Source organism: Enterobacter sp. BWH52, assembly GCF_001037565.1.
GTDB classification, from domain to species: domain Bacteria; phylum Pseudomonadota; class Gammaproteobacteria; order Enterobacterales; family Enterobacteriaceae; genus Enterobacter; species Enterobacter hormaechei_C.
Genome location: NZ_KQ089854.1, coordinates 1 through 14,916 on the forward strand (window position 1 = coordinate 1; position 14,916 = coordinate 14,916).

Below are 14,916 nucleotides of genomic sequence, written 5' to 3' on the forward strand. Positions count from 1 at the left end.
TACGCCCAGTAATTCCGATTAACGCTTGCACCCTCCGTATTACCGCGGCTGCTGGCACGGAGTTAGCCGGTGCTTCTTCTGCGGGTAACGTCAATCGACAAGGTTATTAACCTTATCGCCTTCCTCCCCGCTGAAAGTACTTTACAACCCGAAGGCCTTCTTCATACACGCGGCATGGCTGCATCAGGCTTGCGCCCATTGTGCAATATTCCCCACTGCTGCCTCCCGTAGGAGTCTGGACCGTGTCTCAGTTCCAGTGTGGCTGGTCATCCTCTCAGACCAGCTAGGGATCGTCGCCTAGGTGAGCCGTTACCCCACCTACTAGCTAATCCCATCTGGGCACATCCGATGGCAAGAGGCCCGAAGGTCCCCCTCTTTGGTCTTGCGACGTTATGCGGTATTAGCTACCGTTTCCAGTAGTTATCCCCCTCCATCAGGCAGTTTCCCAGACATTACTCACCCGTCCGCCACTCGTCAGCAAAGCAGCAAGCTGCTTCCTGTTACCGTTCGACTTGCATGTGTTAGGCCTGCCGCCAGCGTTCAATCTGAGCCATGATCAAACTCTTCAATTTAAAAGTTTGATGCTCAATGAATTAAACTTCGTAATGAATTACGTGTTCACTCGTTGAGACTTGGTATTCATTTATCGTCCGAGGACGTTAAGAATCCATGTCACTTTGAGTGCCCACACAGATTGTCTGATAAATTGTTAAAGAGCAGTTGCGACGCGCTTCAGCGCTCTGTCGCGAGGTGGCGTATATTACGCTTTCCTCTTTCAGAGTCAACCCTGATTTTCAGGATTTTTTCTCTTCAACCGACCGGTTTGTTTGTGAAGTGATTCACATCCGCCGTGTCGATGGAGGCGCATTATAGGGAGTTCTCCGCTGGCCGCAACCGCTAAATGACAGAAAAATGACTGACTGCTGCATTCCACAGCAAAACCCCGCCTTATACCTTTTTACACACAGACTTATCCACAATGATACGAAAAAGTGAAAATGTGCGAGCGTTGCGCAAACGTTTTCGTTAAAATGCTCGCGCTTTACAAGGATGCCTCGTCAGGTGTGTTAGATGAGTTTTTCACAGGAAAATTCATCTAACGCTCTCTGTAATCGTGAAATCCAGGGGATTTACCATGCAACAACGTCGTCCAGTCCGCCGCGCTCTGCTCAGTGTTTCTGATAAAGCCGGTATCGTCGAATTCGCCCAGGCACTTTCCGCACGCGGTGTGGAGCTGCTTTCTACAGGTGGCACCGCGCGCCTGTTAGCAGAGAAAGGTCTGCCGGTAACCGAAGTGTCCGATTACACCGGTTTCCCGGAAATGATGGATGGACGCGTCAAAACCCTGCATCCGAAAGTCCACGGCGGTATTCTTGGCCGTCGCGGTCAGGACGACGCCATTATGGAACAGCACGATATCGCGCCTATCGATATGGTCGTTGTTAACCTCTACCCGTTCGCCCAGACCGTCGCCCGCGAAGGCTGCTCTCTGGAAGATGCGGTTGAAAATATCGATATCGGCGGCCCGACCATGGTGCGCTCCGCAGCCAAGAACCATAAAGATGTGGCCATCGTGGTGAAGAGCAGCGACTACAACGCCATTATTAATGAGATGGATGCCAACGAAGGGTCCCTGACACTTGAAACGCGTTTCGATCTCGCCATCAAAGCCTTCGAGCATACCGCCGCCTACGACAGCATGATCGCCAACTACTTCGGTAGCCTGGTACCGGCTTACCATGGTGAAAGCAAAGATCCCTCTGGCCGCTTCCCGCGCACCCTGAACCTGAACTTCATTAAGAAGCAGGATATGCGTTACGGTGAGAACAGCCACCAGCAGGCTGCCTTCTATATAGAAGAAGAGGTAAAGGAAGCCTCCGTTGCGACCGCCCAGCAGGTTCAGGGCAAAGCCCTTTCCTATAACAACATTGCCGACACCGACGCCGCGCTGGAATGCGTGAAAGAATTCAGCGAGCCGGCCTGCGTTATCGTCAAGCACGCCAACCCATGCGGCGTTGCGGTAAGCACTTCTATTCTGGATGCCTACGATCGCGCCTACAAAACCGACCCGACCTCCGCGTTCGGCGGCATTATCGCCTTTAACCGCGAGCTGGATGCGGAAACCGCGCAGGCCATCATCTCCCGCCAGTTTGTCGAAGTGATCATCGCGCCGTCCGCATCAGAAGAAGCGCTGAAAATCACTGCGGCAAAACAGAATGTGCGCGTGCTGGTTTGTGGTCAGTGGGCGGAACGCGTGCCGGGCCTGGACTTCAAGCGCGTGAACGGCGGTCTGCTGGTTCAGGACCGCGATCTGGGTATGGTGACAGAAGCCGACCTGCGCGTGGTGACCAAACGTCAGCCGACCGAACAGGAACTGCGTGACGCGCTGTTCTGCTGGAAAGTGGCGAAGTTCGTGAAGTCTAACGCAATTGTTTACGCCAAAGAGAACATGACCATCGGGATAGGCGCAGGCCAGATGAGCCGCGTTTACTCTGCAAAAATTGCCGGTATCAAAGCAGGCGACGAAGGCCTGGAAGTGAAAGGCTCCGCCATGGCCTCTGACGCCTTCTTCCCGTTCCGCGACGGTATCGACGCTGCGGCTGCGGTGGGCATTACCTGTGTGATCCAGCCTGGCGGTTCAATCCGTGATGACGAAGTGATTGCCGCTGCCGACGAGCATGGCATCGCAATGATCTTCACCGACATGCGCCACTTCCGCCATTAATTCCCGGAGCAGAAAATGAAAGTATTAGTGATTGGTAACGGCGGGCGCGAGCACGCCCTGGCGTGGAAAGCAGCGCAGTCTCCGCAGGTTGAAACCGTCTTTGTGGCACCGGGTAATGCCGGTACGGCGCTGGAACCCGCGCTGCAAAACGTCGCCATCGGCGTGACCGATATCCCGGCACTGCTGAGCTTTGCCCAGACCGAGAACATCGATCTGACCATCGTTGGCCCGGAAGCGCCGCTGGTGATTGGCGTCGTAGACGCCTTCCGCGCAGCTGGCCTGAAAATCTTTGGCCCAACGGAGGGTGCCGCACAGCTGGAAGGCTCAAAAGCCTTCACCAAAGATTTTCTCGCGCGTCATAACATCCCGACGGCGGAATATCAGAATTTCACTGAAGTGGAGCCTGCTCTGGCCTGGTTACGTGAGAAGGGCGCGCCGATTGTTATCAAGGCCGACGGTCTGGCCGCGGGTAAAGGCGTGATCGTCGCGATGACCCTCGAAGAAGCCGAAGCCGCGGTTCAGGATATGCTGGCAGGTAACGCCTTTGGCGATGCGGGCCACCGCATCGTGATTGAAGAGTTCCTCGACGGCGAAGAGGCGAGCTTTATCGTGATGGTCGATGGCGAGCACGTTCTGCCGATGGCCACCAGCCAGGATCACAAGCGTGTGGGCAATGGCGATACCGGCCCCAACACTGGGGGAATGGGCGCTTACTCTCCTGCTCCCGTTGTTACCGATGAGGTGCATCAGCGCACCATGGACCGCATCATCTGGCCAACCGTGAAAGGGATGGCGGCGGAAGGCAATACCTACACCGGTTTCCTTTATGCAGGCCTGATGATCGACAAGCAGGGTAACCCGAAGGTGATCGAATTCAACTGCCGCTTTGGCGATCCGGAAACCCAGCCGATCATGCTGCGCATGAAATCCGACCTGGTGGATCTGTGCCTTGCGGCCTGCGAAGGCAAACTGGATGAGAAAACGTCAGAGTGGGACGAGCGTGCCTCTTTAGGTGTGGTGATTGCTGCGGGTGGGTATCCGGGTAGCTACAACACTGGAGATGAGATCCACGGCCTGCCGCTGGAAGAGATTGACGGCGCGAAGGTGTTCCACGCCGGTACGAAGCTGGCTGACGATGACCGCGTGCTCACCAACGGCGGCCGCGTGCTGTGTGCGACCGCGCTGGGCCAGACCGTGGCAGAAGCGCAGAAACGCGCCTATGCGCTGATGGCGGATATTCACTGGAACGGCAGCTTCAGCCGTCAGGATATCGGTTATCGTGCTATTGCGCGGGAGCAGGGGGAGTAATTTCCCCCTCACCCTAACCCTCTCCCTCAAGGGAGAGGGGACTTAAATCAAAAACTCTTTTCTGTCGGCTGCCAGGTGCAGAAATCTTCATTCGCCACCAGCAACAGCTGAGAGCCTTCCGGCGCTTCCAGCCATGCCACACTCACCTCCACAGATGAATGCCGCTGACGACGCTGAATGTGTTCGGTTGCCCAGGATTCAAGCTCAGGCTTCACCGTCTGCCCTTCGCAGGTGGTCACCGTGCCGTCGGCATGCCAGCGCCCCTGACGCAGCACCACGCGGCCCTGACGCAGCGCATCGCTGGTCTGGCGAAGTTGTTCAGCACGGTAGCGGTAGAGGGCGACCTGATCGCTGGAAAGCTGCTGTTTCAGTCCACTGACCTCATGCTGCATAAAGCTCAGCTCGCCGTGGTCGTCAAAACGCACCTTCACGTGTTCGGGAGTCTTACTGTAGATATTCAGTTCAATGAGCGACAGGGCATCGCCCTGCCAGCGGTATTCTGCGGTCGAGGTATTGCCGTTATGCCATGGGCTGAACGCGGTGAGCATATGGACATCATCGCTTGAATCTTTGCGCCAGATCCTGACCGCACCCTGGTTGTCAGCGTAGCCGCTGGCGGTAAACGGGGGGAGTGAGGAATCATGGCTACAGGCAGAGAGCAACAGTACGCCTGCCAGCGCGAGCGTTCCACGCCAGAATGACAAAAGGGGCGTTGCCGCCCCTTCGTTAAAACTGTTCACTGCCACGCGTCTTACTTAACTGCGTCTTTCAGTGCTTTACCAGAAACAAATGCCGGCACGTTAGCTGCGGCGATTTTGATTTCTTTACCGGTCTGCGGGTTGCGGCCAGTACGCTCAGCGCGGTGGTTCACTTTGAAGGTACCGAAACCAACCAGTTGTACAGCATCGCCTTCTTTCAGAGACTCAGTAATAGCAGCCAGGGTAGATTCCAGAGCAGCTTTAGCCTGCACTTTAGACAGATCAGCCTTGTCCGCAATTACATCAATCAGTTGAGTCTTGTTCATAAGTTATCCTTTCAATGTGTTTATCGCTTGCTAAGCATCGAGTGCGACGAAAATGCCAAAAAAGCACTCTCCTGCATACACGCACCGATAGCCACTTTTTTTCGCCCCCCAAATGTAGACCAGACGGGGGGCGAAAGGGAAGAGTCGAGGAGCGACAAAACAGGCGTTAAATCACGTTTTGTTGTCTCATTGGTTAAAAATTATACCAATATTGCTCTCGCCGGCCTCGCGCAGGTCCGCGCGCAGCCCTTTGATCAGCTCAATATCACGCTCTTCACACTCTGCCAGCAGGCGGAAAATCTCCCACTGAATGTCCCATTCCTGTTCTACCGCCGGGTTAGCACGCAGCTCTTCGTCGGTCATTTCACGGCCTTCCTGGGTCATTTCCAGCATCGCAACGGTGGTAATGGATGCCTTACTGACTTCAATGGCGTGTTCCAGGGTTTCACCGCTCAGACGGGAGTGGATCAGCTCGCTCAACGCCACACAGGCATCAATGGCCGGGTAGACGCCATACAGGTCGAAATCATCCGCAGCCGGAATAGCCTCTTCCAGCTTTTCGAGCTGAGAGTCAAAATTCACCTTCGCGTCTTTGACCGTCAGCGTCTCCCAGATTAAATCCAGGATACGACGATAAATCTGGCCTTCGCCAAACGCTGTCTGCTTGCAGAACGCGGCATAGTTGGGATACATGCGCTCGCACAGGCAAGCCATAAACGTCACGTGCTGCCAGCTTTCCAGCTTTTCAAGGCGCAGATGAATCGGGTTTTGTAACATGATGATGTCTCGAATCGAAAATTAGCCGCAGTTTACCTGAATCACGGCTGAATTTCCTGCCAACGAATGAATGCCGGACGTGAAGAGGCCACGGCGTCAGCCCAGCGGGTTGGCTCCGGTAAACGGTAGCCCTTCATACAGCGTTGCACCCACGCCAGGGCGCTATCCATGCTGATCCGATGCCCGGTTGCGATAAACAGCGGGTTGCAGCGCGCTTTACTGCGCCAGACCCACGCCAGCTGCTCGCCTTTATGAATAAGCGGCGCCAGCGCGCCCGGTTCGGCAGAGAGCGGCTCAAACGCGCCGCACAGGCGTTTTTTCGCCACGCCGATGGTCGGCACGTCCACCAGCAGACCAAAGTGGCTGGCGACGCCTAAACGACGCGGATGGGAGATACCATGCCCATCAACAAACAGCAGGTCAGGTTTTAGCGAGAGTTGTTCCCACGCGGCCAGCAGCGCGGGATATTCGCGGAAGGAGAGAAAGCCGGGGATATAGGGCATGGTGGTGGCGATACGCGCCACCTTGTACTCCACCAGCTCCAGCGACGGGTATTTCAGCACCACCATCGCCGCTCGCGTCACTTCACCGCCCTGCTCAAACCCGACGTCCGCCCCGCCAATGTACCGCGGAGGGTCCGTATCCAGACGATCCTCACGGATCACCGATGAAGCCAGTTCGATTTGCTGAGCGCGTAGCGACGCGAGATCCATAACCACTCCTTACTTATGATACTGGGCAGAAAGCCGATGCACCGCCTCCACAAATACGCCTGCGTGTTCAGGCGGCACATCCTGATGAATGCCGTGGCCGAGGTTAAAGACGTGGCCTTCACCCTGGCCGAAACCAGACAGTATAGTCGACACTTCCTCTTCGATACGGGCAGGCTGTGCATAGAGCATGGACGGGTCCATGTTGCCCTGAAGCGCCACTTTGTCCCCCACGCGACGGCGCGCATCGGCAATATCGGTGGTCCAGTCGAGGCCCAGCGCGTCGCAGCCGGTGGCCGCCATCGCTTCCAGCCACTGGCCGCCGCCTTTGGTAAACAGCGTCACCGGCACGCGACGGCCTTCGTTTTCACGCAGCAGGCCATCGACAATTTTGTGCATGTAGTACAGGGAGAACTGCTGATAATCACGTCCGGTCAGCACGCCGCCCCAGGTGTCGAAAATCATCACCGACTGCGCACCTGCTTTAATCTGCGCGTTGAGGTAGAGCGTGACGCTCTTCGCGAGCTTGTCGAGCAGCGCATGCAGGGCCAGCGGCTCGGCGTACATCATCTTTTTGATGACGGTAAAGGCTTTGCTGCTGCCGCCTTCCACCATGTAGGTGGCCAGCGTCCACGGACTACCGGAGAAGCCAATCAGCGGCACATCGCCTTTGAGCTCGCGGCGAATGGTGCGCACGGCGTTCATCACATAGCCCAGCTCGCCTTCCGGATCGGGGATCGGCAACTTATCAACGTCGGCTTTGCTTTTGATCGGTGAGGTAAAACGCGGGCCCTCGCCGGTTTCGAAATAGAGCCCAAGGCCCATCGCATCCGGAATGGTGAGAATGTCCGAAAAAAGAATGGCGGCATCGAGCGGGAAGCGGCGCAGCGGCTGGAGCGTCACTTCACAGGCCAGCTCGGCGTTTTTGCACAGCGACATAAAATCGCCCGCCTGCGCGCGCGTGGCTTTGTACTCTGGCAGATAGCGTCCCGCCTGGCGCATCATCCACACCGGGGTGACATCAACGGGCTGGCGCAGCAGCGCACGCAGATAACGATCGTTCTTCAGTTCGGTCATTTTGCAGTTCCTTATTGCGTCAGTCCGTCAGTGTAACACTACTCATACTCGGCCCGACACATTGCCACGGTATCTTCTATCAGGCGACGCGCCACCGTTCCCGGCGGGGGCAGCAGCGGTAAATCGTCGTAGCGATACCAGTTCGCCTCCAGCAGCTCTTTCTTATCGATAACAATCTCGCCGCTGTCGTATTCCGCCATAAACGCGGTCATCAGGGACATCGGGAACGGCCACGGCTGCGACGTCACATAGCGCAGGTTTTTCACCTTAATGCCGCTCTCCTCCATCACCTCACGCGCCACCGCCTGTTCCAGCGTTTCGCCGACTTCCACGAACCCGGCGAGGACAGTATGAATGCCGTTGCGATGACGGGTATGCTGCGCCAGCAGGATGGAATCATCACGGCGGATGGCGACAATGATGCACGGTGCGATTTGCGGATAGTAGCGTTCACGGCAGTGGCCGCAAAGCATTGCCCACTCGGTTTTGCTCGGGTGCATGGTGTGGCCGCAGTAGCCGCAGTATTTGTGCGAGCGGTAAAACTCCGCCAGCTGCACGCCGCGCCCCGCCAGCTGGAACAGGCCGACATCCCGATCCAACACCTGACGAACGGATCCCATATCCTGACGACGAGCCTGTAGGATCAACCATACCGGATCGCCCTGCCACTCGCCGATCCGCAGCGCAGGTTGGCCGACGAGATCGAAGATTTCTGCCGCACCGTAGGGTATCTCCCCACCGGGCAGCCACAACTTTTGCTCGTGACTGACGATCCACCAACCCAGATCTGATTTTTCAATAATACGATCCATATCTATTGCACTACCTTCGCTTCACTGACATGTTGTTAGCATTGTGGTTACATTTTGGATAAGCAGATCCCATTCTAAACCTTATGGAGTCGACCATGTTAAACCAGCTGGAAAGCCTGACTGAGCGCGTTGGAGGAAGTAACACCCTGGTGGATCGCTGGCTACATGTGCGCAAGCATCTCCTTGTGGCGTATTACAATCTGGTCGGTCTTAAGCCTGGCAAAGAATCCTTTATGCGGCTGAACGAAAAAGCGCTGGATGATTTTTGTCAGAGCCTTGTCGACTACCTCTCCGACGGCCATTTCAACCTTTATGAACGCATTATCCGCGAAATGGAAGGGACAACGCCGTATTTAGCGGCCAGTAAACTCTGTCCGCTGCTGGAAGCCAACACCCAGCGGATCATGGACTACTACGATTCCGCGCTGGAGAACGCTATCGATCACGATAACTATCTTGAGTTTCAGCAGGCGCTTTCCGACCTTGGCGAAGCGCTGGAAGAGCGATTCACGCTGGAAGACAAGCTCATCGCCCTCGTGCTGGACAACAACCTGAATATCAGCACCAGCGATAACGTTGCGCGCCCTGCTTGAGTTCTTAATCGTTAACGAGTAATTTACAACCATTCGCCCCTCTGCGGAGGGGGATTTTTCTTGTCGGAGTGCCCAGTGTGAAAGCACGGGCTGAGACCGTTAATTCGGGATCCGCGGAACCTGATCAGGTTAATACCTGCGAAGGGAACAAGAGTCACACTGCTGTTGTATCGCCCCTGAGGCGATCTTCTCTTGCTTCATCCGTCGTCTGACAAGCCATGTCCTTCACTTTTGGAATGAGCTATGTCTACTGCAAAACTGACCCGCCGCGAACAGCGCGAACACGCACAACGCTTCATCGACACCCTGGAAGGCACCGCTTTCCCGAACTCGAAACGCATCTACATTTCCGGCTCACAGGCTGATATCCGCGTCCCGATGCGCGAAATCCAGCTCAGCCCGACGCTTATCGGCGGCAGCAAAGACAACCCGCAGTTTGAAGACAACGAAGCCGTGCCGGTGTATGACACCTCGGGCCCGTACGGCGATCCTGATGTTGCTATCAACGTCCAGCAGGGTCTGGCAAAGCTGCGCCAGCCGTGGATAGAGGCGCGTAACGACTGCGAAGAACTGAGCGTGCGCAGCTCTGCGTACACCAAAGAACGCCTGGCCGACGACGGTCTGGACGCGCTGCGCTTTACCGGCCTGCTGACGCCGAAACGCGCTAAAGCGGGCAAATGCGTAACCCAGCTGCACTACGCGCGCCAGGGTATCGTCACGCCGGAGATGGAGTTCATCGCCATCCGCGAAAACATGGGCCGCGAGCGCATCCGCAGCGAAGTGCTGCGCCACCAGCATCCAGGTGAAGGGTTTGGCGCTCGCCTGCCGGAGAACATCACGCCGGAATTTGTGCGTGATGAAGTGGCCGCCGGGCGCGCCATTATCCCCGCCAACATCAACCACCCGGAATCCGAGCCGATGATTATCGGCCGCAACTTCCTGGTGAAGGTCAACGCCAACATCGGCAACTCAGCGGTGACGTCATCCATCGAAGAAGAGGTGGAAAAGCTGGTCTGGTCGACGCGCTGGGGCGCGGATACGGTGATGGACCTTTCCACCGGCCGCTATATTCACGAAACCCGCGAATGGATCCTGCGTAACAGCCCGGTGCCGATTGGCACCGTCCCGATTTATCAGGCGCTGGAGAAGGTCAACGGCATCGCCGAAAACCTCACCTGGGAAGCGTTCCGCGACACGCTGCTGGAGCAGGCGGAACAGGGCGTGGACTACTTCACCATCCACGCGGGCGTGCTGCTGCGCTACGTGCCAATGACGGCGAAACGTCTGACCGGCATCGTCTCGCGCGGCGGTTCCATTATGGCGAAGTGGTGCCTGTCCCATCATCAGGAAAACTTCCTCTACGAGCACTTCCGCGAAATTTGCGAAATTTGCGCCGCTTACGACGTCTCCCTGTCGCTGGGCGACGGCCTGCGTCCTGGCTCCATCCGCGATGCTAACGACGAGGCGCAGTTTGCCGAGCTGCACACGCTGGGGGAGCTGACCAAAATCGCCTGGGAGTACGACGTGCAGGTGATGATTGAAGGCCCGGGCCATGTGCCGATGCAGATGATCCGTCGCAACATGACCGAAGAGCTGGAGCACTGCCACGAAGCACCGTTCTACACGCTGGGGCCACTGACAACTGACATCGCGCCGGGCTATGACCACTTCACGTCAGGCATTGGGGCGGCGATGATCGGCTGGTTCGGCTGCGCCATGCTCTGCTACGTGACGCCGAAAGAGCACCTCGGCCTGCCAAACAAAGAGGACGTGAAGCAGGGACTGATTACCTACAAGATTGCCGCCCACGCGGCGGATCTGGCGAAAGGCCATCCGGGCGCGCAAATCCGCGATAACGCCATGTCCAAAGCGCGCTTTGAATTCCGCTGGGAAGACCAGTTCAACCTGGCGCTGGATCCGTTTACCGCCCGCGCCTATCACGATGAAACCCTGCCGCAGGAATCGGGCAAAGTTGCGCACTTCTGCTCCATGTGCGGACCAAAATTCTGCTCGATGAAAATCAGCCAGGAAGTACGCGATTACGCCGCCGCGCAGACCATTGAAGTCGGCATGGCGGACATGTCGGAAACCTTCCGCGCGAAAGGCGGTGAAATCTACCTCAAAAAGGAGGAGGCGTAATGTACCAGCCTGATTTCCCCCCTGTCCCCTTCCGCTTAGGGCTTTACCCGGTGGTGGACAGCGTGGGGTGGATCGCCCGCCTGCTGGAAGCGGGCGTTCGCACCCTCCAGCTACGCATCAAGGATAAACGCGATGAAGAGGTGGAGGCCGACGTGATCGCTGCTATCGCGCTGGGACGTCGCTACCACGCCCGCCTGTTTATCAACGACTACTGGCGGCTGGCGGTTAAACACCAGGCGTACGGCGTGCATCTGGGACAGGAAGATCTGGAAACGACCGATCTCAACGCGATCCGTGACGTCGGTCTGCGGCTGGGCGTTTCTACCCATGATGATATGGAGATCGACGTGGCGCTGGCGGCCCGCCCCTCTTACATCGCGCTCGGTCACGTTTTCCCGACGCAAACCAAGCAGATGCCGTCCGCTCCACAGGGCTTGACGCAGCTGGCGGCCCACGTTAAGCGCCTTGCCGATTACCCCACCGTTGCCATCGGCGGGATCAGCCTTGAACGTGCGCCCGCGGTGCTGGAGACCGGCGTCGGCAGTATCGCCGTCGTCAGCGCCATCACCCAGGCGGCAGACTGGCAGGCCGCCACCGCTCAGCTTTTACAACTGGCAGGAGCAGGCGATGAAAGATCGTGATTTTATGCGCTACAGCCGCCAGATCCTGCTGGAGGATATCGCCATTGACGGGCAGCAAAAGCTGCTCGCCAGCCGGGTACTGATTGTCGGTCTGGGTGGATTAGGCGCCCCCGCCGCGCTGTATCTGGCTGGCGCGGGCGTGGGCACGCTGGTGCTGGCCGATGACGATGAGGTACATCTCAGCAATCTGCAACGGCAAATCCTCTTCACGACAGAAGATATCAACCAGCCTAAAGCGCACGTTACGCGCCAGCGGCTGAACCAGCTTAACCCCGATATCGAACTGGTCGCGCTCCAGACGCGGCTGAGCGGGGAAGATCTGCAACGCGAAGTGGCCCTTGCCGACGTGGTGCTGGACTGTACGGACAATATGGCGACGCGTCAGGCCATCAACGCGGTCTGTGTTGCGCAGAACACGCCGCTGATCACCGCCAGCGCGGTCGGTTTCGGCGGGCAAATAATGGTGCTTACGCCGCCGTGGGCACAGGGCTGCTACCGCTGCCTGTGGCCGGACGAGGCTGAACCGGAGCGTAACTGCCGCACGGCAGGCATTCTGGGCCCGGTGGTGGGCGTGATGGGTACTCTTCAGGCGCTGGAGGCCATCAAGTTGCTCAGCGGCATAGAGACAGAACGCAACACGCTGCGGCTGTTCGACGCCCGCTCCAGCGGATGGCGTCATCTGGTGTTAAACCGCGCCAGCCACTGCCCGGTATGCGGAGGCCGCAATGCGCATTCTGTTTAACGATGAGCCGATGACGTGCGACGACGATCTTACCGTTGCCGCCCTGCTCGACACGCTGCGCCAGCTGAAGCCGGGAACGGCGCTGGCGCTCAATCAACAGATCCTGCCGCGCGAGCGGTGGGAACATCAGCAGGTCAATGAAGGCGACCAGATCCTGCTGTTTCAGGTTATCGCAGGGGGCTGAGATGTTACGTATTGCCGACAAAGTCTTTGATTCACATCTGTTTACCGGAACCGGAAAATTCGCCTCTCCGCAGCTGATGGTGGATGCCATTCGTGAGAGCGGCAGCCAGCTGGTGACACTGGCGATGAAGCGCGTGGATTTGCGTCAGCACAACGATGCCATACTTGCGCCGTTACGGGAGGCAGGCGTGACGCTCTTACCGAATACCTCCGGTGCGAAAACGGCCGAGGAAGCAATTTTCGCTGCGCAACTGGCGCGGGAAGCGCTCGGCACCCGCTGGCTGAAGCTGGAAATTCATCCGGACGCCCGCTGGCTGTTGCCCGATCCGATCGAAACCCTGAAAGCGGCAGAGAAGCTGGTGCAGCAGGGATTTACCGTCCTGCCCTACTGCGGTGCCGACCCCGTGCTGTGCAAGCGTCTGGAAGAGGTCGGCTGCGCGGCCGTAATGCCGTTAGGGGCACCCATTGGCTCCAACCAGGGACTGGAGACCCGCGCGATGCTGGAGATCATCATCGAGCAGGCGACCGTGCCCGTGGTGGTGGATGCGGGCATCGGCGTACCCAGTCACGCCGCGCAGGCGCTGGAGATGGGGGCCGATGCGGTGCTGGTCAATACCGCGATTGCGGTGGCCGACGACCCGGTGATGATGGCGCGTGCGTTCCGCCTTGCCGTGGAGTCCGGTCTGCTGGCACGCCAGTCCGGCCCCGGCTCGCGCAGCTTTCAGGCGCAGGCCACCAGCCCGCTGACCGGTTTTCTGGAGGCACTCTGATGGCTACCTTTACCGATCGCTGGTGTCAGCTTAACTGGGACGATATTGCCTTACGCATCAACAGTAAAACCTCTGCGGACGTAGAGCGGGCATTAACAGCCAAACATTTGACCCGCGAGGATTTGATGGCCCTGCTTTCTCCGGCAGCCAGTGCGTACCTTGAACCGATGGCGCAGCGCGCGCAACGCCTCACCCGCCAGCGTTTTGGCAACACGGTGAGCTTTTACGTGCCGCTCTATCTTTCTAACCTGTGCGCCAACGACTGCACCTACTGTGGTTTTTCCATGAGCAACCGTATTAAGCGTAAAACGCTGGATGAGCATGAGATCGCCCGCGAGTGTGCGGCTATTCGTGAGATGGGTTTTGAACATCTCCTGCTGGTGACGGGTGAACATCAGGGCAAAGTGGGGATGGACTATTTTCGCCAGCATCTTCCGGCCATCCGCCGCGAATTTGCCTCGTTGCAAATGGAAGTGCAGCCTTTGTCGCAGGAGGAATATGCGGAGCTGAAAACGCTCGGGCTGGACGGCGTCATGGTCTATCAGGAAACCTACCACGAGGCGACCTATGCCCGGCATCACCTGAAAGGGAAGAAGCAGGATTTCATCTTCCGGCTGGAAACGCCGGACAGGCTGGGGCGCGCCGGTATCGATAAAATTGGGCTGGGCGCGCTTATCGGTCTGTCCGACAGCTGGCGGGTGGACTGCTATATGGTGGCGGAGCATCTGCTGTGGCTACAGCAGCGCTACTGGCAAAGCCGCTATTCCATCTCTTTCCCGCGGCTGCGTCCGTGTACGGGAGGCGTTGAACCCGCTTCGCTGATGGATGAGCGCCAGCTGGTGCAAACCCTGTGTGCATTTCGCCTGTTCGCGCCGGAAGTGGAATTGTCGCTCTCCACGCGTGAATCACCCGCGTTTCGCGACCGCGCGATCCCGCTGGCGATCAATAACGTTAGCGCCTTTTCCAAAACGCAGCCGGGCGGTTACGCGGACGATCACCCGGAACTGGAACAGTTTGCACCGCACGACGGACGACGGCCCGAAGCGGTGGCGGAAGCCCTGACTGCCCAGGGGCTACAGCCCGTGTGGAAAGACTGGGATAGCTGGCTGGGAAGAGCCTCGCATTAGCGCTGAAACCGACTGCAAAAACGCGAAAAGGTTACGAGGCGGCTCGTAAGATCAAAACCGGGCGATTGAGGCGATCTGCCTGGTTTTCTTATGCTTTACCACGTCAGCAACGGACGCTGACCAGGGTGAAAATGCTTCTTCCTCGTTTCGCCCTGCCCTCCGCCTCTTAAACAAAATTTTAATCGATACAATAAATACGTCGTTTCTTATCTACGCTTAAGATAAATCATCTCGTCGGTAATCGCCTTCTGTATAATTTACTACCAGCAACCGGACAGCGACTATGCT

Annotated in this window: 15 protein-coding genes, 1 rRNA gene and 1 riboswitch; of the genes, 9 read left to right on the top strand and 7 right to left on the bottom strand. The window is 57.6% G+C overall.

The annotated features are described in order from the left end of the window. Window positions 1–572, bottom strand: a 16S ribosomal RNA gene (locus SK47_RS00005); the annotation flags it as partial. Between the two features lie 563 nt (window positions 573–1,135). On the opposite strand from SK47_RS00005, the gene purH reads away from it, so the two are divergent. Continuing rightward, on the top strand, window positions 1,136–2,725 hold the full coding sequence (gene purH, locus SK47_RS00010) for a bifunctional phosphoribosylaminoimidazolecarboxamide formyltransferase/IMP cyclohydrolase (RefSeq protein ID WP_045347373.1): 1,590 nt from the start codon (window positions 1,136–1,138) through the stop codon (window positions 2,723–2,725). A gap of 15 nt (window positions 2,726–2,740) precedes the next feature. Further along, window positions 2,741–4,033, top strand: coding sequence for a phosphoribosylamine--glycine ligase (purD, locus tag SK47_RS00015; RefSeq protein ID WP_022650211.1), 1,293 nt, complete (start codon window positions 2,741–2,743; stop codon window positions 4,031–4,033). Between the two features lie 47 nt (window positions 4,034–4,080). Here purD and SK47_RS00020 read toward each other — a convergent pair whose 3' ends face one another. The 6 genes from SK47_RS00020 to nudC all read right to left on the bottom strand — a co-directional run bounded on the left by SK47_RS00020 (window position 4,081) and on the right by nudC (window position 8,433). Beyond that, window positions 4,081–4,773 (bottom strand): DUF1481 domain-containing protein, encoded by a 693-nt coding sequence (locus SK47_RS00020; RefSeq protein ID WP_048243285.1) that lies wholly within the window; start codon window positions 4,771–4,773, stop codon window positions 4,081–4,083. Window positions 4,774–4,784: 11 nt separating this feature from the next. Further along, window positions 4,785–5,057, bottom strand: a complete 273-nt coding sequence (gene hupA, locus SK47_RS00025; protein ID WP_002445246.1) for a nucleoid-associated protein HU-alpha — start codon at window positions 5,055–5,057, stop codon at window positions 4,785–4,787. 186 nt (window positions 5,058–5,243) lie between these two features. Then, a complete protein-coding gene (locus SK47_RS00030) occupies window positions 5,244–5,834 on the bottom strand; it encodes a YjaG family protein (RefSeq protein ID WP_003862310.1) in 591 nt (196 codons plus the stop codon). Window positions 5,835–5,875: 41 nt separating this feature from the next. Next, a complete protein-coding gene (nfi, locus tag SK47_RS00035; protein ID WP_032661132.1) occupies window positions 5,876–6,547 on the bottom strand; it encodes a deoxyribonuclease V in 672 nt (223 codons plus the stop codon). A gap of 9 nt (window positions 6,548–6,556) precedes the next feature. Next, on the bottom strand, window positions 6,557–7,621 hold the full coding sequence (hemE, locus tag SK47_RS00040; protein ID WP_022650209.1) for a uroporphyrinogen decarboxylase: 1,065 nt from the start codon (window positions 7,619–7,621) through the stop codon (window positions 6,557–6,559). Between the two features lie 38 nt (window positions 7,622–7,659). Continuing rightward, on the bottom strand, window positions 7,660–8,433 hold the full coding sequence (nudC, locus tag SK47_RS00045) for an NAD(+) diphosphatase (protein WP_022650208.1): 774 nt from the start codon (window positions 8,431–8,433) through the stop codon (window positions 7,660–7,662). A gap of 95 nt (window positions 8,434–8,528) precedes the next feature. On the opposite strand from nudC, the gene SK47_RS00050 reads away from it, so the two are divergent. The 7 genes from SK47_RS00050 (at window position 8,529) to thiH (ending at window position 14,628) form a co-directional block, all read left to right on the top strand. Then, on the top strand, window positions 8,529–9,026 hold the full coding sequence (locus SK47_RS00050) for an Rsd/AlgQ family anti-sigma factor (protein WP_022650207.1): 498 nt from the start codon (window positions 8,529–8,531) through the stop codon (window positions 9,024–9,026). Window positions 9,027–9,080: 54 nt separating this feature from the next. Further along, window positions 9,081–9,190: riboswitch (TPP riboswitch) on the top strand. A 79-nt stretch (window positions 9,191–9,269) separates the two neighbouring features. Beyond that, on the top strand, window positions 9,270–11,165 hold the full coding sequence (gene thiC / locus SK47_RS00055; protein WP_023315206.1) for a phosphomethylpyrimidine synthase ThiC: 1,896 nt from the start codon (window positions 9,270–9,272) through the stop codon (window positions 11,163–11,165). After that, the gene (gene thiE, locus SK47_RS00060; RefSeq protein ID WP_048243287.1) at window positions 11,165–11,806 is read left to right on the top strand and encodes a thiamine phosphate synthase; all 642 of its coding nucleotides are present in this window, start codon (window positions 11,165–11,167) and stop codon (window positions 11,804–11,806) included. Before thiC ends, thiE begins: the two co-directional genes overlap by 1 nt. Beyond that, complete coding sequence (gene thiF / locus SK47_RS00065) at window positions 11,793–12,548, top strand: thiazole biosynthesis adenylyltransferase ThiF (RefSeq protein ID WP_032608234.1); 756 nt, start codon at window positions 11,793–11,795, stop codon at window positions 12,546–12,548. The genes thiE and thiF overlap by 14 nt, the downstream gene beginning before the upstream one ends. Beyond that, complete coding sequence (thiS, locus tag SK47_RS00070; protein ID WP_003862324.1) at window positions 12,532–12,732, top strand: sulfur carrier protein ThiS; 201 nt, start codon at window positions 12,532–12,534, stop codon at window positions 12,730–12,732. Before thiF ends, thiS begins: the two co-directional genes overlap by 17 nt. A 1-nt stretch (window position 12,733) precedes the next feature. Then, window positions 12,734–13,501 carry a thiazole synthase gene (gene thiG / locus SK47_RS00075; RefSeq protein ID WP_048243289.1) on the top strand — a complete coding sequence of 256 codons (768 nt, stop codon included), beginning with the start codon at window positions 12,734–12,736 and terminating at the stop codon, window positions 13,499–13,501. Beyond that, a complete protein-coding gene (gene thiH / locus SK47_RS00080; protein WP_048243291.1) occupies window positions 13,501–14,628 on the top strand; it encodes a 2-iminoacetate synthase ThiH in 1,128 nt (375 codons plus the stop codon). Before thiG ends, thiH begins: the two co-directional genes overlap by 1 nt. Window positions 14,629–14,916: the final 288 nt, after the last annotated feature.